This is a genomic window from Mycolicibacterium sp. SMGY-1XX (genome assembly GCF_059132455.1).
Genome location: NZ_CP101139.1, coordinates 4,548,114 through 4,565,048, shown reverse-complemented (window position 1 = coordinate 4,565,048; position 16,935 = coordinate 4,548,114). Strand labels below are relative to the sequence as shown.

Annotated in this window: 20 protein-coding genes; 11 read left to right on the top strand and 9 right to left on the bottom strand. The window is 67.6% G+C overall.

All coding sequences use genetic code 11. The features are described 5' to 3' along the window. The first annotated feature begins 55 nt into the window (after positions 1–55). Both NL241_RS21990 and NL241_RS21985 read left to right on the top strand, forming a co-directional pair. Entirely contained in the window at positions 56–703 is a 648-nt protein-coding gene (locus tag NL241_RS21990; protein WP_494395019.1) for a TetR/AcrR family transcriptional regulator, read from the top strand. Positions 704–986: 283 nt separating this feature from the next. Beyond that, positions 987–1,697, top strand: coding sequence for a hypothetical protein (locus tag NL241_RS21985; protein WP_494395018.1), 711 nt, complete (start codon positions 987–989; stop codon positions 1,695–1,697). A gap of 133 nt (positions 1,698–1,830) precedes the next feature. On the opposite strand, the gene NL241_RS21980 is transcribed toward NL241_RS21985, so the two are convergent. Continuing rightward, complete coding sequence (locus NL241_RS21980) at positions 1,831–2,511, bottom strand: DUF4396 domain-containing protein (protein WP_494395017.1); 681 nt, start codon at positions 2,509–2,511, stop codon at positions 1,831–1,833. 402 nt (positions 2,512–2,913) lie between these two features. Between NL241_RS21980 and NL241_RS21975 the strand changes: the two genes are divergently transcribed. Both NL241_RS21975 and NL241_RS21970 read left to right on the top strand, forming a co-directional pair. Next, the gene (locus NL241_RS21975) at positions 2,914–3,414 is read left to right on the top strand and encodes a hypothetical protein (protein ID WP_494395016.1); all 501 of its coding nucleotides are present in this window, start codon (positions 2,914–2,916) and stop codon (positions 3,412–3,414) included. Positions 3,415–3,425: 11 nt separating this feature from the next. Next, positions 3,426–4,592: a zinc-dependent alcohol dehydrogenase gene (locus NL241_RS21970; protein ID WP_494395015.1), complete on the top strand. Its 1,167-nt coding sequence runs from the start codon at positions 3,426–3,428 to the stop codon at positions 4,590–4,592. A gap of 46 nt (positions 4,593–4,638) precedes the next feature. Here NL241_RS21970 and NL241_RS21965 read toward each other — a convergent pair whose 3' ends face one another. Then, positions 4,639–4,953 carry a hypothetical protein gene (locus NL241_RS21965; protein WP_487687963.1) on the bottom strand — a complete coding sequence of 105 codons (315 nt, stop codon included), beginning with the start codon at positions 4,951–4,953 and terminating at the stop codon, positions 4,639–4,641. 142 nt (positions 4,954–5,095) lie between these two features. Between NL241_RS21965 and NL241_RS21960 the strand changes: the two genes are divergently transcribed. After that, on the top strand, positions 5,096–5,809 hold the full coding sequence (locus tag NL241_RS21960; protein WP_487687966.1) for a class I SAM-dependent methyltransferase: 714 nt from the start codon (positions 5,096–5,098) through the stop codon (positions 5,807–5,809). On the opposite strand, the gene NL241_RS21955 is transcribed toward NL241_RS21960, so the two are convergent. The 5 genes from NL241_RS21955 to NL241_RS21935 are packed head-to-tail and all read right to left on the bottom strand — an operon-like array spanning position 5,775 to position 10,186. Further along, a complete protein-coding gene (locus NL241_RS21955) occupies positions 5,775–6,410 on the bottom strand; it encodes an SOUL family heme-binding protein (protein ID WP_487687969.1) in 636 nt (211 codons plus the stop codon). The two genes, NL241_RS21960 and NL241_RS21955, sit on opposite strands and share 35 nt — an antisense overlap. Before the next feature lie 34 nt (positions 6,411–6,444). After that, positions 6,445–8,154, bottom strand: a complete 1,710-nt coding sequence (locus NL241_RS21950; RefSeq protein ID WP_494395014.1) for an amidohydrolase — start codon at positions 8,152–8,154, stop codon at positions 6,445–6,447. Between the two features lie 43 nt (positions 8,155–8,197). Next, positions 8,198–9,037 carry an SURF1 family cytochrome oxidase biogenesis protein gene (locus NL241_RS21945; protein WP_487687975.1) on the bottom strand — a complete coding sequence of 280 codons (840 nt, stop codon included), beginning with the start codon at positions 9,035–9,037 and terminating at the stop codon, positions 8,198–8,200. After that, complete coding sequence (locus tag NL241_RS21940) at positions 9,034–9,516, bottom strand: low molecular weight protein-tyrosine-phosphatase (RefSeq protein ID WP_494395013.1); 483 nt, start codon at positions 9,514–9,516, stop codon at positions 9,034–9,036. The genes NL241_RS21945 and NL241_RS21940 overlap by 4 nt, the downstream gene beginning before the upstream one ends. Then, positions 9,509–10,186 carry an HAD-IA family hydrolase gene (locus tag NL241_RS21935; protein ID WP_494395012.1) on the bottom strand — a complete coding sequence of 226 codons (678 nt, stop codon included), beginning with the start codon at positions 10,184–10,186 and terminating at the stop codon, positions 9,509–9,511. Before NL241_RS21935 ends, NL241_RS21940 begins: the two co-directional genes overlap by 8 nt. 43 nt (positions 10,187–10,229) lie before the next feature. Between NL241_RS21935 and NL241_RS21930 the strand changes: the two genes are divergently transcribed. The 3 genes from NL241_RS21930 to NL241_RS21920 are packed head-to-tail and all read left to right on the top strand — an operon-like array spanning position 10,230 to position 13,197. Beyond that, positions 10,230–11,387, top strand: coding sequence for a Nif3-like dinuclear metal center hexameric protein (locus tag NL241_RS21930; RefSeq protein ID WP_494395011.1), 1,158 nt, complete (start codon positions 10,230–10,232; stop codon positions 11,385–11,387). Next, complete coding sequence (locus NL241_RS21925; protein ID WP_487687985.1) at positions 11,384–12,121, top strand: zinc ribbon domain-containing protein; 738 nt, start codon at positions 11,384–11,386, stop codon at positions 12,119–12,121. The genes NL241_RS21930 and NL241_RS21925 overlap by 4 nt, the downstream gene beginning before the upstream one ends. Further along, on the top strand, positions 12,118–13,197 hold the full coding sequence (locus NL241_RS21920; RefSeq protein WP_494395010.1) for a bifunctional RNase H/acid phosphatase: 1,080 nt from the start codon (positions 12,118–12,120) through the stop codon (positions 13,195–13,197). Before NL241_RS21925 ends, NL241_RS21920 begins: the two co-directional genes overlap by 4 nt. On the opposite strand, the gene NL241_RS21915 is transcribed toward NL241_RS21920, so the two are convergent. Further along, positions 13,198–13,773: a helix-turn-helix domain-containing protein gene (locus tag NL241_RS21915; protein ID WP_487687991.1), complete on the bottom strand. Its 576-nt coding sequence runs from the start codon at positions 13,771–13,773 to the stop codon at positions 13,198–13,200. Positions 13,774–13,819: 46 nt separating this feature from the next. On the opposite strand from NL241_RS21915, the gene NL241_RS21910 reads away from it, so the two are divergent. Continuing rightward, on the top strand, positions 13,820–14,758 hold the full coding sequence (locus tag NL241_RS21910) for an NAD(P)/FAD-dependent oxidoreductase (RefSeq protein ID WP_494395009.1): 939 nt from the start codon (positions 13,820–13,822) through the stop codon (positions 14,756–14,758). Between the two features lie 2 nt (positions 14,759–14,760). Next, positions 14,761–15,384, top strand: a complete 624-nt coding sequence (locus NL241_RS21905) for a class I SAM-dependent methyltransferase (protein WP_494395008.1) — start codon at positions 14,761–14,763, stop codon at positions 15,382–15,384. Positions 15,385–15,389: 5 nt separating this feature from the next. On the opposite strand, the gene NL241_RS21900 is transcribed toward NL241_RS21905, so the two are convergent. Further along, positions 15,390–16,076 carry a 2OG-Fe(II) oxygenase gene (locus tag NL241_RS21900; RefSeq protein WP_487687997.1) on the bottom strand — a complete coding sequence of 229 codons (687 nt, stop codon included), beginning with the start codon at positions 16,074–16,076 and terminating at the stop codon, positions 15,390–15,392. Positions 16,077–16,179: 103 nt separating this feature from the next. Here NL241_RS21900 and NL241_RS21895 point away from each other — a divergent pair, with 103 nt between their 5' ends. After that, a complete protein-coding gene (locus tag NL241_RS21895) occupies positions 16,180–16,599 on the top strand; it encodes a pyridoxamine 5'-phosphate oxidase family protein (protein WP_494395007.1) in 420 nt (139 codons plus the stop codon). Positions 16,600–16,935: the final 336 nt, after the last annotated feature.

The window sequence follows — 16,935 nt, the reverse complement described above, 5'->3', positions numbered from 1 at the left end:
TGTTACTCGCGGTAGAGTAACCCCGTTACTCCACGACGGCAAGGGGGTCTATCGGGTGAGCAAAACCGACCCGGCGCGGGCCGACGCGGATCGGGGAGACAGTCGGATCTTGAGCATCGTCGTCGAGATACTCGAGACAGAAGGTTATGACGCGGTGCAACTGCGCGCCGTCGCACGCCGCGCACGCACATCGCTCGCGACGATCTACAAGCACTACCCGAACCGGGATGAACTCATTCTGGCCGCGCTGCAGCAGTGGATGGACGAAAACCGATACTCCGGTTTGGTCCGCACCGAACGATCACCGGACGAATCGTTGTATGTGGCCCTGATGCGTTTGCTTCGTTCGATCTTCGAGCCCTGGGAGCGGCATCCGGCGATGTTGACCGCGTTCTATCGCGCTCGGTCATCGCCCAACGGTCACGTGCTGTTCCGCCGAGGCTTGGACATCGTCGCACCAGCGGGGTTGGACGTGCTGGCCGGCGTGGACGAAGCCTTTATCCGCGACCTCGACACCGTCCTGTCCAGCGTGGTGTACGGGCTGTTGGGCCGGTTTGCCCTCGGCGAGATCGCCATTACCGACATCGTCCCTGCCTTGGACCGCACCGTCTACTGGCTGACCGCGGGATATGGTGCCTCCAAAGGGTCACTGGTCGCCGCGGACGGGGCGGCAGAACCGGGGGCTTCGGGCCCGGGGCTGTGATGCCGGGGTTCCGGTCGGAAGGCCGCATCGACATGTCGATGCGAGAGAACAGTATTCGATCCGGGCCTGGCAGATAACAGGGTTGGCTCCTGGCTTTTCCCAGGATCGGAGCACTTTGTGCTTGTGCTCCTGGTGGGACCGGCGAGAGGATCTTGACCCGACGAAACGGGCGACTCAGAGCAGAGATGTCCCGACAGGGCGCAGGTGACGGCACAATCTCGGTCCGATTGAGATGTGATGTCACGCAGCTGCCCTGGAGTGCAGTGCTGTCATCATCGGACGAGTGGCACCAAGAACCGAGGCAAGAACCGACAGTAGACTGGCAGCTCGCCTCGCCGCGCTCGCCTCGCTGGGGGCCGCAACCATTCACTTCGCCGTGGTGCCTACCCATTGGCACGAGTGGATACCGGCGGGCGTGTTCTTCGTCGCGCTCGCAAGCTTCCAATTGTTGTGGGCGAGGGCGGTGCTCGTCCGCGTGACGACCACTGTTCTGGCCGCAGGGATCTTGCTCAACGCCGGAGCCATCGCGGTGTGGGCGTTGTCGCGGACCGCGGGTGCCCCGTTCGGCCCTCACGCCGGACAAGCCGAAGTCATCCAGGCCGCAGACTTGTGTGCTCTCTTGCTGCAGATCTACGTGGTGATGGGTGCTGGCTGGGTGTGGTACCGCGGCCTGCGCGGCGAGCCGGTGACGGCCTTGGCGAGTGCGGTGGTCCTTCTCGGTGCAGTCGGTGTGGTCGGGCTGGCTTCCACGGTGGGCGTTGCGTCTGGTCTCCGGCACGACCACCACGGGCCGGCAGGTGTCGAGCCTGCTCATCATGGACCCGACGTCGAACAGGCGGACAATCAGCACGGCGACCACCCGCATCCGCCCGCCTCCGCGCCCGTGGAGAAGGCCAACGGCACCCCGGCCCCACCGCCAGAACCTCCGGAACCGCCAGCCCAGCCGGCGAAGCCGTCCGACGACACCCATGATGCCCACGAGCACGACCACTGACGCCTGACTGCTCGGACACCTCAACCCTGTGCCCCTCCTCGTTCCTGATCGAGAACTCCTGCCGTGCCTTTGAATTGGACAGCGGCCGTCGGAAACATCGGTGTAATGAATTGCGGCACAGGTAATTCGGCACTCACCGATGGGGGCTTGGTCCTTGCACCGCACTGACCTCATCGACGTGCGCGTCGGGCCCAGTGAGACTGTCAGCCAAGGACACGACCAACCCACCCAACATGAACGCCGAGATGGCGGCCACCAGTGCACCCGTACTGAACGACGGGATGAAACGCCGGATTGCAGTGACCTGGCCGGCGCCTTGGTGGTACTGGTGCGTCAGCGCATGTCCTTTGCCGCGTTTGAGCAAATAGCGGTTGACGGGGTAGGCGGCGAAGAAGGCCGCGGTCAGGGCGATGGCCATGCCGATCCAGAAGATGGGATTGACCAGTCCGGCGTTCATGGCGCCCGGGATGGCGGCCATGACCAGGTTGTCGACGATCTCCATGGTGGCGATCGAAAGGGTGTCGGCAGCGAGGACCACGCTGAGCGCGGTGCCCAGGGCAAGGCCCGCTTTCAGCAGCGGCAAGGTGGAGAGGCTGTAGCCGAACAGGAATGCCAGCGCCACGGCGATGGCGATGGTGGCCAGATTACTCAGGCCCAATGCTGTGCCGATGATGAGGCCGACGATCTCACCAATGGCGCAGCCGGTGAGGCAGTGCAGGGTCGCGCTGACGGCCATCGTGTTGATGTTGTCCATGGCCGTGTGCTCGTGATCGTGGGAGTGGCCGTGCGAGCTGTGGTCGCGCTGGCTGGTCATCGCAAGGCCCCCTTATTGGTAGGTACAACTGCAGGTCTACCATACCCCTGGGGGGTATGCAAGGGTATGTCACTCGAATAGCGCTTATCCCTGTAGCGGCCCGGTACTTGAGTTGTGGACAGGGCTTTTCGAATCTGTTGTGAAGGTCCTCCGTGCGCACCTGCCCTGCTGCTGCGCGGTGATACCCCCGCGATGTTGTTGACGCGCGCATCGGCCACTTGCATCGCAGACCGTCGGTTGCGGCCGGGTCCCATCCGCACGCGCCGAATGCCCTCGGCAACCCTCACGGAAGGGGCCCCCGTCGCGGCACGAATCACCCGAATTGACCGACCAGAATCGGCCCGAGCGTTTCGGCGCCCATGCGACGGGTAGACCCGCACGTACGTCGTCAAAGGGAACCCTATGAACGTCATCGAAACCGCCAAAGAGCGGGCCAGAGAAGTTGCCGCAAAAGTCTTTCATCCCGGTGAGACCGAGCCTCGCTCACAATCGATCACCATTCACGCGCCCCGGCCGGCCGTCGCCGAGTTGTTCCAAGACGCCGAACGACTTTCGGTGGTCTTGGGCGATATCGCCGAAGTGGAGCACCTGGGCCCACACCGCCTGCGGTGGACGTTCTCCGGCGCGGAGAAGGCGGTGTGGGAATGCGTGGTCACCGCCGGCGAGGACCGGGTGGAGTTCACCGATGTGAAACCGGACAACGCGGCGCACGTCGTGCTGGAACTACGCGACGCCTCGCGTGACCGGGGCACCGAAGTGGTGGCACGGATCAGCGCCCCGGCGCCGGGCCTGCTGACCGGACCGTTGACATTCAAAGCGCTCTACCGGGCACGGGCGTTGTTGCAAACCGGCGAAGTGCCGACGCTGCATCACAATTCGAGCGCCCGCACGTCGGATCGCTGAGAGGAAGCCTCATGAGAGCACTGGTGTGGAACGGCGTCAACAACCTGTCGGTGGAGACCGTCGACGACCCCGAGCTGGTCAACCCGCACGATGTCATCGTGCAGGTGAAGCTGACCACCACCTGCGGATCCGACCTGCACTTCATCGACGGTTACCTGCCGGGGATGCGCGAGGGGGACATCTTCGGTCACGAATTCATGGGTGAGGTGGTCGAGGTCGGCCGCGAGGTGACCGAGACGAAGGTGGGCGCCCGCGTGGTGGTCCCGTCGTTCATCGCCTGCAACCGATGCTGGTACTGCGATCACGACCTGTATTCATTGTGTGACACCACCAACCCCAATGCCGAGATGCAGCAACCCCTTCTGGGCTCACCGACGGGAGGCATCTACGGGTACACCCACCCCTTCGGGGGTTACGCCGGCTCCCACGCGCAGTACATCCGGGTACCGTTCGGAGACGTCAACTGTTTTGCGGTACCGGACTTCGTGACCGACGAACAGGCCCTGTTCATGTCCGATGCGGTACCGACCGGCTACATGGGGGCCGACTTCTGCGATATCGCCGGCGGTGACACCGTGGCGGTGTGGGGCGCCGGCGGTGTCGGGTTGATGGCGGCAAGAAGCGCCTTGCTGCACGGGGCAGGCAGGGTGTTCTCGATCGACCGGCTCCCCGAACGGCTGGCCCTGGCCGAAAGCCTCGGCGCCGAGACCATCGACTACACCGGCGTCGACAGCGTTGAGGACGTACTGCGGGAGGCCACGGGTGGCCGCGGCCCGGATGCGGTGATCGAGGCGGTGGGTATGGAAGCCCACGGCACCGGTGTGCAGGAAGCCTATGACCGTGCCAAACAGCTGCTGCGGATGGAGACCGACCGCGCCAGCAGTCTTCGCGACGCCATCCACGCCGTCCGCAAGGGCGGGGTGGTGTCGGTGCTCGGCGTGTTCGGGCTGACCGACAAGTTCCCCATGGGCGTACTGATGAACAAGGGTCTGACGCTGCGCACCGCCCAGCAGCACGGGCAGCGCTACATTCCGCAGTTCTTCGACTACGTGCAGCAGGGCGACCTGGACCCGTCGGTGCTGATCACTCACGATTTCCCGCTCGAAGAGGGTGTCCGCGCCTACGAGTTGTTCAAGAACAAGACCGACGGGTGCATCCGCGTCGCGCTGCGGCCCTAGCGGGCACGAAGAAAGGCACCCGCGGGGCGGGTGCCTTTCTCGGTCGTCAGCGGACGTTGACGTAGGCCGTCGTCACGTTGTGCGGCGCGAACTGGCGGTCGTAACCGGTGTAGTCCTCGCCGATGATCGACTCGGTGTGGGTGAAGGTCGGCCCCACGCCCACGGAGACGACACTGGCTTCGGCGAGCGGCACATCGGACAACCGGTTGACGACTACTGTGTACCCCTCGGTCTCCAAGCTGGCGATGACGTCTTCGGCGTTGCCCGCACCGGTGGGTGCGGCGGCCGCCGGAGCGGCTAGGCCGAGAACGCCGGCGGTCAGCGCGGCGGCGGCGGATGAGGCGATTGCGTACTTCTTCATGGTCGTGCTTCTTCCGTGTTCCGATAGTTACTGCGGGACCGGGCTTCTGGTCTGTTCTGGCTTCCCGGTCTATCCCTAGCTTCCAGTGCACCCCACCGTCGGCGCGTGCGTAATCCACTACCCGAGTGGCAGACTCGGGCGCATGCCGGATGCCGTTGGTCCTGACCCGCAGTACGACGTGTTCGCCGACGAGTTCTCCGAGCACGCCCGCAGCAACCTGTACAACGCGCACTACGACCGCCCGGCGTGCCTGGCTCTGCTGGGCGACGTCGCCGGCAAGACGGTGCTGGACGCCGCCTGCGGCCCGGGGTTCTACGCCGAGGAACTGGTGGCCCGGGGTGCGCGGGTGATCGGTTTCGATCAGAGCCCGCGCATGGTCGACCTCAGCGCCGAGCGGGCGCCGGCCGGCAGCTTCCGCACCCACGATCTCGCCGCGCCGCTGGACTGGCTGCCGGATGCGTCGGTGGATCTGGTGCTGTTGGCGCTGGCCCTGGAGTACGTGGACAACCGCACCCGGGCATTGAATGAACTACGCCGGGTGCTGCGCCCCGGCGGAGCGCTGGTGCTGTCGCGTATGCACCCCACCGGAGACTGGTTACGCCACGGCGGCAACTACTTTCAGCCGCGGATCATCGACGAGACGTGGAGCGCGGGCTGGCAGGTGCGCTGGTGGCTCTCGCCGCTGGAGCGGACCTGCGAGGAGCTGCACCACGCCGGCTTCCTGATCGAACGGCTGACCGAACCGCGGCCGGTCGAGGACGCGGCGCAGATAGACCCGGAGAAATACGAGCTGCTGCACAGCGCGCCGGTCGGATTCCTGGCTATCCGGGCGATCCCTGACCCGCGGGCATCGTGACCGGAACCGCCACCTCGTTGCGCCGCAGGAACGGCAACGTCCACGGCGGATCGTAGAACCAGGCCACCGGTTCACCTTCGGGGTGGAAGTCGCTGTCGCGCAGGGTGTTCAGCAGCTGCTCGGTCTTGGCGGCGACGGCCCGGGTACTGCGGTCACCGCTGAAGCGCAGCACCGCCACCGTCTCACCCGGCACCTCCACCAACGTCACCAACCCGTCGTCGGGTTCGGGCAGGGTATCCATGCTCCATTTCGACGGCATGAAGAACCGGATCACCGAATCGCCGTCGGTGGTCCGCGCCTGGGCTACCGGGGCGGTCATGGCGATGGTCTCGCTGTGCTGAGCAACCGGCGCTGTCATCGCGATGGCGACCTTGCGGTGATTGCCGCCGAAGATGTAGCCGGCCAGGCGGCGGAACCCCGCACTGCGCGCATCCTGCCCGCTGCCGGTCACCGCGGTCTGAGCGGCGATCCGCGGCCCGTATCGGCGGATCTCGATCTCGCCGACTTGCGCCTCCCGGACATAGAACGGTTCTTCGGTGCCGACGCGCACACCGACGATACTGGGCAGACCTTCGACGAACTGCACGACCTTGCTCAACATGGGAACAGATGTACCCGGGCCGGGCGCCGCTGTATCAGCAGCAGCCCGGCTTGACGTGTCCGGCCAGGTGGGCGTGCTCGGCGTGGTCCCCGCCGCTGACCGCGGAGACGAACTCATCCAGGTCGATGCGCTGCCCACCGAGCCACGTTCCCGACACCTGCGCCTTCTCGGCGAGGTCGGCGGGGTCCACCGAATAGGGGTCGGCGGTCAATTCGACGAAATCGGCGAGCTTGCCCACGGCGATCGAGCCGACCAGATGCTCACGGCGCAGCGTCGTGGCGGCGTTGATGGTCTGGGCGCGCAACGCCTCGTCCAGGGTGATGGCCTGTTCGGGGCCGTGCACGGTGCCCGCACGGGTCCGTCGCGATGCCGCGGTGGCCACGTTGATCACCGGTGTCGGCGGCGACACCGAGCCGTCGTTGTGGAAGGACACGCACGCACCGGAGGCCACCGCGTCGGCGAACGCGGCCCATTGGCTGCCGTGCTGGTGGTCGAAGATCTGCCCGTCGAGAAGATCGCCCCAGTAGTAGTACTGGAACGGCGACATCGACACGTGCACACCGAGCCGGGCGGCCCGGTCGAAATGCCGTCGCGTCCCCGCACCGGCATGCTCGATGCGCCACCGGTGATCGGTGCCCAACAACCCGTGGCGGGTGAGCCCGTCCTCGTAGGCGTCCAGCGCCAGATCCAGGGCCAGGTCGCCGTTGGCGTGGAAGGCCATCTGCCAGCCGGCCGGCGCGGCCTTGTCGATGATCGCGTCGAGCTGTTCACGGCTGTAGTTCATCGAGGACGGGCTGCCCGCGACCGCGGGGTCGATACCCGCGGTGCGGGTGGCCTCGGTGTCGAGGTACGGAAACGAGATCGCGATGTTGCCCACCCACGGGGACCCGTCGGTCCACAACTTCACACCGGCCTTGTGCAGCTTGGTCTCCGGTGCGGTGAACGTCTCCGGTTCGGTGTAGGTGTCGGTCGTCGACACCTCCCACATGCTGACCCGCAGCGGGCAGGACGGGGCCGCGGCCAGCGCGTCGTAGCCGGCCCGGAATTTCGGGTCGTAGGTCATGTCCGAGCACGAGGTGTACCCGCCGCGCGCCATCTCGGCGTAGTAGTGCGCCGCCGAGATCAGCGGATTGCCCAGTGTGGCCAGCAGGGGACCGGTGACCGCGAGCAGCACCCCGAGCTCGAAGCCCTGGCCGTTGAGGCTGCCGTCGGGGTTGCGCCCGTACCGCGAGGCCACCGGGTCGGCGGGCGGGTTGACATCCCAGCCGTTCTGTTTGATGAGCGCGCTGCTGAAGTACACGCCGTGACCGGAGTTGTCGGTCACGACCACAACCCGATCGCCGAAGATCTGGTCCAGCTCGGGCGCTTTCGGGGCGGGGTGCCTGTGCAGCAGCGCGTCGTAACCGGCGAACCAGAGCGGGGTCCCGGGCTCGGACTCGGCGATGGCCTCGGCAAAGACGCGCTGTACGTCGTCCCAGGACGCGGCGTCCCAGGGCGCGATGGACCGGGCCGGAGGCTGGGTCGCTATCCCACTGATCAGCGGATGCCCGTGTGGCTCGACGAAGCCGGGCAGCAGGGCGGCCGCGCCGGTGTCGACGATCTCGGCCCCGGGCAGCGCATCGGTGCACTGCGCAACCGTGCCGACGGCCACGATGCGACCGTCGGACACCGCGACGGCTCCCGCCCGGGGGACGGCATCGTCCATGGTGATGACAGTGGCGGCGGTCAGGATGCGATCAGGCACGGGCACAGCGTGCCAGACGATCCGCAGCCGCGTCCGGCAAACCTCAGCGGCGGCGTCCGTAGCGATCGGCGAGCTTGTCTTCGACGGTCACCGGGGCCGCGGTCTCACCCTGCTGGGCTGCCGCGGTTTTCTCGGCGGCTTCCTTGTCGCGGCGGCGCGCCTTCACTTCGGCGTAGACGAAATAGCCCAATCCGATCGGGGCGATGATGCCGAACGCGATCCACTGGATCCCGTAGGACAGGAACGGCCCGGCGTCCAGGTGTGGCAGGGGAATCACCCCGAGCCCGCCCGGTTGGTCCTCGATCAGCTGGAGGTAGGACCCGGCCAGCGGTGTGCCGGTCAGGGCGGAGACCTGCGTGGTGTCGATCGCGTACACCTGCTGGTAGCCGTCCTGGGTGAACGGGTTCTTGCCGGGCGGGGCGGTCTCGGAGTCGCGCAGCCGGGCGGTGATGGTCACCTCACCGGTGGGCAGTGCATCGAGTTGCGGCGGTTTGGAACCCGCCTCGGGACGGACGTAGCCGCGGTCGACCAGGACCGTCGGCCCGTCGTTGACGGCGAACGGCACCAACACCTCGAACGCCGGGTCGCCCTCGACCAGGCGTAGCCGGGCCAGGAGTTGGTGTTCGGGCAGATACCTCCCGGTGGCGGTGACCTCATGCCACTGCTGATCCGGCGCCGACGAATCCTGCTGCGGCAGAACGTCGGTCAGGGGAACCGGATCAGCGGTCAGGGCCGCGTTGATCTGGTCGTTCTCGCGGGAGGTCTGGGTGTTCTTGCCGAGCTGCCAGGGCGCCAGCACCGTGAAACACAGGTAGGCGAACGCACCCACCACCACCGCCATGGCCAGCCATTGCGGTTTCAGCACGAACGCCCAGCGTTTCATCGTGAGTCCAGGTTCTCATCCACCCAGGCATGAAGGCCCGGTAGTGAGGATTCGATGACGGTGTAGACGTCCTCGAAGTCGGTGGGGGTGCCGTAGTACGGGTCCTCCACGTCCAGGGCATGTGCGGCCGAGCGCGGGTCGAAGGACCGCAGCATCCGCAGCCGGTCGGGTTCCACGCCGAGGTCGGTGAGCAGCCGCAGGTGATTGCGGCCCAGCGCCACCACCAGATCGGCTCCCAGATGGTCCTCGTCCACCTGCGCGGCGACGTGGTCGGTCGGGTAGCCGTGCGCCCGCAGCACCGCGTTGGCGCGGCTGTCGGCGCCGTCACCCACATGCCAGCCCCCGGTGCCCGCGCTGGTCACCCGTACGCGGTCGGCCAGGCCACGTTCGCTGATCTGATGGGCGAACATCTTGGCCGCCATGGGTGAGCGGCAGATGTTGCCGGAGCAGACGAACGTGACGTGCAGTTGCTCAGGCACCGAGCACCTCGCGCAGCGCGGCGATATCGGTCACATGCGTGGCGCACATTTCTGAAAGATCAGGTCCACTGAAGTCCGAGCGGCCGTACCCCCAGCCCACCACCACGGTGTCGATACCGTGTGCGGCGGCGCCCTCCACGTCATGGCGGCGATCGCCGACCATCAGCACCCGCTCGGGCAGCGGCTCGAGCTGCGCGAGGGCGTGTGCCACCACATCGGCCTTCTCGACCCGGGCGCCACCGTCAGCCCCGGCGATCACCTCGAAGTACCCGTCGAGCCCGAAGTGCTCCAGGATGCGGTGGGCCGTCTTCTCGTTCTTCGACGTGGCCACCGCCAGCCGGACACCCTTGTCCTTGAGATCGCGCAGCACGTCTTCGATGCCGTCGAACACGCTGTTCATCGACCACCCCGTGGTGGTGTAGTCGGCGCGGTAGGCGGCCATCGCGGCTTCGGCGTGCTCGCCGACCAGCGCCTCCAGCGTGCGTGCCATCGGCGGGCCCACGATCCGGCCGGCCAGATCGCCCTCCGGTACGTCCGCACCGACGGCGGCCAGAGCGTGACGGAAGCTCGCCACGATGCCCTCGGCGGAATCGGTCAGGGTGCCGTCGAGGTCGAACAACACAAGCTGGGGGTGCTCGCTTTGCAGCACGGAGGGAACTGGTTCTGCCACGCTGCCATTGTCGCCGATGACGCGACCACTACAGTTTCTGAGTGTGACTTCGAGTGCTCAGGGGACCGGCGGCGTCCCGCTTGCCGAGGTCATCGAGGTACTCGACATCGCCTATCCGCCGCAGCTGGCGCAATCCTGGGATTCGGTGGGCCTGGTGTGCGGCGACCCCGACGAGCAGGTCACCTCGGTGAGCGTCGCCGTCGACGCCACCGCCGCTGTGGTCGAGGAGGTCGCTGACGGCGGCCTGCTGCTGGCTCACCACCCGCTGCTGCTGCGCGGGGTGGACACCGTGGCCGCCAGCACCCCCAAGGGTGCGCTGGTGCACCGATTGCTGCGTACCGGGCGCGCCCTGTTCACCGCGCACACCAACGCCGATGCCGCCGCGCCGGGTGTCTCGGACGCGCTGGCCGACGCCCTGGGGCTGACGGTCGTCGACGTGCTGGACCCCGAACCCGCGGGCCCGGAGTTGGACAAGTGGGTGATCTTCGTTCCCGCCGACAACGCCGACGCGGTGCGGTCCGCGGTGTTCGACGCCGGCGCCGGGCAGATCGGTGACTACTCGCACTGCAGCTGGTCGGTGACGGGCACGGGCCAATTCCTGCCGCATGAGGGCGCCACCCCGGCGATCGGGGCCCGTGGTTCGCTGGAGCGGCTGCCCGAGGACCGGGTGGAGGTGATCGCCCCGGCGCGGGTGCGGGCCCGGGTGTTAACCGCCATGCGGGCCGCGCACCCCTACGAGGAGCCCGCATTCGACGTGCTGGCGCTGGCGCCGCTGCCGTCGGGTGTCGGCATCGGACGCATCGCGGCGCTGCCCGAGCCGGAGCCGCTGTCCGCGTTCGTGGCCCGGGTGGGTCAGCGGCTGCCGGCCACCACCTGGGGGGTGCGGGCCTCCGGTGACCCGGACGCCCTGGTGTCTCGGGTCGCGCTGTGCGGCGGTGCCGGCGATTCACTGTTGAGTGCGGTGACGCAGGCCGGCGTGCAGGCGTACGTGACAGCCGATCTTCGCCACCACCCCGCCGACGAGTACCGGCGCGGCTCGGACGTGGCCCTGGTGGACGTGGCGCACTGGGCCAGCGAACAACCGTGGTGCCATCAAGCAGCGTCCGTGCTGCGCAACCATTTCGGTGATCGTCTGCCGGTTCGGGTCAGCGATGTCCGCACCGACCCGTGGAACGTGAAGAGTCAGGGAAGCTATACATGAAAGCTGAAGTAGCACAACAACGTCTGCTCCTCGAGCTGACGGAACTGGACGCCGAGCTGAGTCGCATCGCGCACCGGACGAAGACCCTGGCCGAACAGAAGAGCCTCGATGACCTGCAGGCCCAGCAGCGCGCCGCCCAGGACCGGTTGGCGGTACTGCAGATCGCCGTCGATGATCTGGACGGGCAGGTCACCCGGTTCGAGTCCGAGGTCGACGGTGTTCGTCAGCGCGAAGACCGGGACCGGGCGCTGCTGGACTCGGGGACGGTGAATCCCAAACAGCTCGCCGAGCTGCAGCACGAGCTGGAGACCCTGGAGCGGCGACAGGCGTCACTGGAGGACTCACTGCTCGAGGTGATGGAGCGCCGCGAAGAGCTGGTCGGACAGCAAGCGGCCGAGCAGGCCGAGATCGACCGGCTGGGCGCCGATGTTGCCGTGGCCCTGCACGCCCGTGACGCCGCGTTGGCCGAGATGGAGCAGACGCGCACGGTGGCGGGGCAACGGCGCGCCGAACTGGCCCAGACCATCGCCGCGGATCTGGTGGCGCTCTACGAGCGGCAGCGCACCGCCGGCGGGGTGGGTGCCGGGCTGTTGCAGGGCCGGCGTTGCGGTGCCTGCCGGATCGAGATCGACCGCGGGGAATCCGCGCGGATCGCCGCTGCGGCCGACGACGACGTGGTGCGGTGCCCGGAGTGTGGGGCGATCCTGTTGCGTATCAAGGGGTTCGGCGCGTGAAGGTGCTGGTCGAAGCGGACGGCGGCTCGCGGGGCAACCCCGGCCCGGCCGGCTTCGGAGCGGTGGTGTTCTCCGCCGACCACGCCACAGTGCTGGCCGAGAGCAAACAAGCCATCGGCCGGGCAACCAACAACGTCGCCGAATATCGCGGCCTGATCGCGGGTTTGACCGAAGCGGCGAGCCTGGGCGCTTCCGAGGTCGCGGTGGCGATGGACTCCAAACTGGTGGTCGAGCAGATGTCGGGCCGCTGGAAGGTGAAGAACGCCGACCTGGCGGTGCTGCATCAGCAGGCCCGGGATCTCGCGTCGGGGTTCTCGGAGGTGACGTTCCGCTGGATTCCGCGTGCGCAGAACTCGCATGCCGACCGGTTGGCCAACGAAGCCATGGATGCGGCGGCCAGCGTATCCGACGAGGTGAAAGCGGTTGCACCACAGGCCAATCCGGCTGGCTGGACAGGAGCCCGCGGTGAGCCGACACGGATGCTGCTGTTGCGGCACGGACAGACTGAACTCTCGGTCGAGCGCCGCTACTCCGGGCGCGGTAATCCGGCGCTGACCGAACTCGGGCGCCAGCAGGCCGCCGCCGCCGCGGCGTATCTGGCGCAGCGCGGCGGCGTCTCGGCGGTCATCAGTTCACCCCTGCAGCGCGCCTACGACACCGCCGCGGCCGCCGCCAAAGGCCTGGGCCTCGACGTCACCGTCGACGACGATCTGATTGAAACCGACTTCGGCGGCTGGGAGGGGCTGACTTTCGCCGAGGCGTCGGCAGCCGATCCCGAACTGCACGGGCGCTGGTTGCGCGACACCAGTGTCGACCCGCCCGGCGGCGAGAGTTTCGACACCGTGCACACCCGGATACGCCGGGCCCGCACGCGCATCATCTCCGAGCACGCCGGCTCGACCGTGCTGGTGGTGTCGCACGTGACGCCGATCAAGACGATGCTGCGCATGGCCCTCGACGCCGGGCCGGGCATCCTGTACCGGCTGCATCTGGACCTGGCGTCGCTGTCGATCGCGGAGTTCTACCCCGACGGCCTGGCCTCGGTGCGGCTGGTGAACCAGACCTCGTATCTCTGATCAGGTGTGCAGGTGCAGGCGTTCGCCCTGGGCGCCGAAGATCATGATGGCCTCCACGGGCCCGTCGACCGCGCCGAACCAGTGCGGTGTCCAGGTGGTGAACTCGACGGCCTCGCCCGGTTCGATGGTGAAGTCACGATCGCCGAGGACCAGGCGCATCTTGCCGGACAGTACGTACATCCAGTCCTGACCCTCGTGCACCGGAAGCTCTTTCGGCGGAGTCCTGCGTTGCGGATTCACCCGGATCTTGAACGCGTGCAGCCCGCCGGCCGGCCCGTGGCGGGTCAGCGGCCAGAAGGTCACATCGTTGTGGGTGTGCGAGGCGCCGCGCACCCGAGGGTCGGGTTGTTCGGGTTCGCGCAACAGATCGTCGGTGCTGACGGACAATGCGGCGGCCAAGCGCGGGAGGTGGTCGAGCGCCAGCCGGCGCTTGCCCGATTCCAGCCGGCTCAGCGTCGACACGTCGATCTGGGCGCGCCGGGACACGTCGTCGAGCGTCAGTCCCTGGCGTATTCGTAATTCGCGGAGCCGGCGCCGCACCAACGTATCGACGTCGGGAGCCTCGTTTGCCTGCATGGCAAAACAGCTTGGCATTCTGGCCGACCGACTGCAAGCTCGTGTCATGGACGTTGATTGTGTGATCGTCGGTGGCGGCGCCGCGGGCCTCAGTGCCGCACTGGTTTTGGGCCGGGCCCGGCGCCGGACGCTGGTGGTGGACGCCGGACAGCAGAGCAACCGCGCAGCGCACGGGATCGGCGGGCTGTTGGGTTCGGACGGCCGGCCGCCGGCCGAGTTGTATGCCCGCGGCCGGGCCGAGCTGGCCGCCTATCCCAGCGTCGAGGTGCGTGACGGCGTGGTGGTTGATGCCCTCTCGGTCGGTGGCGGGTTCACCGTCGAACTGGCCGACGGTGCCCGCGTGGACACCCGCACCATCCTGCTGGCCACCGGAATGGAGTACCGGCCGATCCCGCTGCCCGGCGTGGACGAGCTGTGGGGCGCCTCGGTGTTCCACTGCCCGTTCTGCCACGGGTGGGAGGTCCGGGACAAGCCGTTGGCGGTGTGCGCCAACGGGGATCGCGCCATCCACACCGCCTTGTTGCTGCGCGGGTGGAGTGACGACGTGGTGCTGCTGACCAACGGCGCGGCCGAACTTTCCGAGGAGCAACGTGACCTGCTGGTCGCGGCCAAAGTCTCGATCGACGAGCGGCCGATCGCCGAATTGGCCGGCGTCAACGGTGAGCTGGACGCGGTGGTGTTCACCGACGGAGATCGACTGCCGCGCAGCGCAATGCTGGTTTCCACGACCATGCACCAGCGGTCGGCGCTGGCCCAGCGCCTGGGCGCGGAGTTCGCCGAGCCCGGACCCGTTGCCGTCGACGCGCTGAAAATCGATCCGTTCTGTCGCACCAGTGTGCCGGGGCTGTTCGCCGCCGGTGACGTGAGTGCTCAGATGCCGCAGGTGGCGGCTGCGGTGGCCGCGGGTTCGCTGGCCGGGGCCGCCGTGATGCAGACGAAGATGTCCGAGGATTTCGGACTGCCCATCCCACAACCCAGGAGCTGACCATGCCGGAAAGCAGTGAAACACAGCAGATGTGGAACGCCATGTATCGCGAGTCGCCGCGGCGCTGGACCGGTGAGGCGAATGTGCGGTTCGCCGAGGTGGTATCGGCGCTGCCGCCGGGACGGGCGCTCGATCTGGGATGTGGGGAAGGGGGCGACGCCAAGTGGCTGGCCTCTCGGGGCTGGCATGTGGTGGCCGTCGACATCTCCGATGAGGCGCTGCGGCGCGCCGCCGAGGATGCCGGAGAGCTGGCCTCGCACATCGACTTTGCGCACCACGATCTGACGCAGACGTTCCCCGAGGGCGAGTTCGATCTGGTGTCCGCCCAGTTTCTGCAGTCCCCGGTGGACTGGGATCGGTACACCCTGCTGCGGCGGGCCGCCGCAGCCGTCGCCCCCGGTGGCACCTTCGTCCTGGTGGATCACGGCGCTGCGCCGCCGTGGTCGGCGCACAAGCATGCCCATCACGTCTTCACGACCCCGCAGCAGGTCGTCGACGGGTTGGCGCTCGACATGTCGGTGTGGCAGGTGCTGCGCGCCGAGGTCGTGGAGCGCGAGGCCGTCGGTCCGGACGGCCAGCACGCTCACATACCCGACAACGTGATCGTGGTGCGGCGCACGGCCTGATGCGGTCAGGCGGCGTCGTGGAACACCAGGCCAAGGGTGAACCGGGTGCCGCTGCGAACCTCGGAGACGCCATGCCGAACGGGCGCGGCCGACCATCCACGCGTTGACGGCACCGGCCGGTCGCGGGTGGTGAACACGAAGCCGTGCCGCCACGGGATCTGGACGGCGGTCCCGCGTGACTGCGCGCGGGGCCGCTGTTCGACGAGCAGGAACTCGCCGCCGGTGTAGTCGACGCCCGGCTCGCTGAGATTGATCACCACTTGCAGGGGAAACACCAACTCTCCGTACAGGTCTCGATGCAGTGCATTCCAGTCGCCGGCGCCGTACCGCAGCAGGAGGGCGGTGGGTTTGTCCTGCTGGGCGCGATGGCACATCCCCAGCCAGTCGTCGAGGGTGTCCGGCCACGGCGCCTCCCGGCCCAGCCGGTGATACCAGTCGCGGGCGATCGGAAGAAGCCCTGGATACAGCCGTTCTTTGAGGGACTGAATGGGTTCGGGGTAGGGCGTATCGAAGTAGCGGTACTGCCCGGACCCGAACCGGTGTCGCGACATGTCGATGGTGGCCCGGAACAGCCGGTCCTCGGCATAGAGACCGCGGAGCCTGGCCGCGTCGCCGGCGCTGACCAGTTCCGGCAGCAGAGCGCCGCCAGTGCGGTCCAACTCGTCGGCCACCTGCGCCCAATGGATGCTCATATCTCGTAGACGCCCCCGGTGTTCGGAATGTGAGGTCTGTCGAGGAACACTTCCGCGCCCGCGGAGGTTGTGACCTGAGACACCGCCGACGAGAGGTTCAGCCATGCCGACGATGACCAGTGACGAACGTGAAGCCTTCCTGGCCGAGAAGCGGGTGGGGGTGATCGCGGTGGAGCGGCCCGACCGGGCGCCGCTCTCGGTGCCGATCTGGTACGGCTACGAACCTGGCGGCGAGGTGCTGCTCTGGACCGACGCCGGTTCGCTGAAGGAGAAGCTGATCCGTGCGGCCGGGCGGTTTGCCATCACGACGCAGGTGGAGGAGCCGCCGTATCGCTATGTGACGGCCGAGGGGGACGTGACCGCCATCGAGTCGGCCACCCGCGACGTCGTCGAGGCGATCGCGGTGCGGTATCTCGGTGCCGAGGCCGGTGCGGAGTTCACCGATCAGAGCCTCGGCTCGACGTCGGTGGTGATCCGGATGCGCCCGCAGCGCTGGTTGAGCACGGACTACTCGAAGGAGTAGCTCGCCGGTCCCAGACACGATGACGTTTTGCCCTTTTCGGTCGGGGACCGCGGGGTTATCCGTCGCCGACGTACTTCACTTCGGAGTGCGGGGCGTGTGTGTCCAATGAGAACCTCGCCGTCTAGGTCCGCCACCCGCGGGGGGATCATCGGGCCGCTGCGAGATCGCAAAGACGGACGCGCGGATCGATGGGTTCATTAAGGGCCACCCCCGCCGTTTTGGAGCGCAAGTGTCACCACCACGACCACCGGAACTGTCACCGATGTCTTGGGAGATGTCAGCATCAATGTCAGTGGGGCCCGATAGTATTCGAACATGCTTTCGAATGATGCGCTC

Bases quoted from the DNA above. Each gene is read 5' to 3' on its own strand.
- NL241_RS21905 (WP_494395008.1), top strand. From the start codon at position 14,761: ATGCCGGAAAGCAGTGAAACACAGCAGATGTGGAACGCCATGTATCGC.
- NL241_RS21955 (WP_487687969.1), bottom strand. From the start codon at position 6,410: ATGTTGAGCAAGGTCGTGCAGTTCGTCGAAGGTCTGCCCAGTATCGTC.
- NL241_RS21915 (WP_487687991.1), bottom strand. From the start codon at position 13,773: ATGCAGGCAAACGAGGCTCCCGACGTCGATACGTTGGTGCGGCGCCGG.
- NL241_RS21925 (WP_487687985.1), top strand. From the start codon at position 11,384: ATGAAAGCTGAAGTAGCACAACAACGTCTGCTCCTCGAGCTGACGGAA.
- NL241_RS21895 (WP_494395007.1), top strand. From the start codon at position 16,180: ATGCCGACGATGACCAGTGACGAACGTGAAGCCTTCCTGGCCGAGAAG.
- NL241_RS21980 (WP_494395017.1), bottom strand. From the start codon at position 2,511: ATGACCAGCCAGCGCGACCACAGCTCGCACGGCCACTCCCACGATCAC.
- NL241_RS21965 (WP_487687963.1), bottom strand. From the start codon at position 4,953: ATGAAGAAGTACGCAATCGCCTCATCCGCCGCCGCCGCGCTGACCGCC.
- NL241_RS21910 (WP_494395009.1), top strand. From the start codon at position 13,820: ATGGACGTTGATTGTGTGATCGTCGGTGGCGGCGCCGCGGGCCTCAGT.
- NL241_RS21945 (WP_487687975.1), bottom strand. From the start codon at position 9,037: ATGAAACGCTGGGCGTTCGTGCTGAAACCGCAATGGCTGGCCATGGCG.
- NL241_RS21970 (WP_494395015.1), top strand. From the start codon at position 3,426: ATGAGAGCACTGGTGTGGAACGGCGTCAACAACCTGTCGGTGGAGACC.
- NL241_RS21900 (WP_487687997.1), bottom strand. From the start codon at position 16,076: ATGAGCATCCATTGGGCGCAGGTGGCCGACGAGTTGGACCGCACTGGC.
- NL241_RS21960 (WP_487687966.1), top strand. From the start codon at position 5,096: ATGCCGGATGCCGTTGGTCCTGACCCGCAGTACGACGTGTTCGCCGAC.
- NL241_RS21975 (WP_494395016.1), top strand. From the start codon at position 2,914: ATGAACGTCATCGAAACCGCCAAAGAGCGGGCCAGAGAAGTTGCCGCA.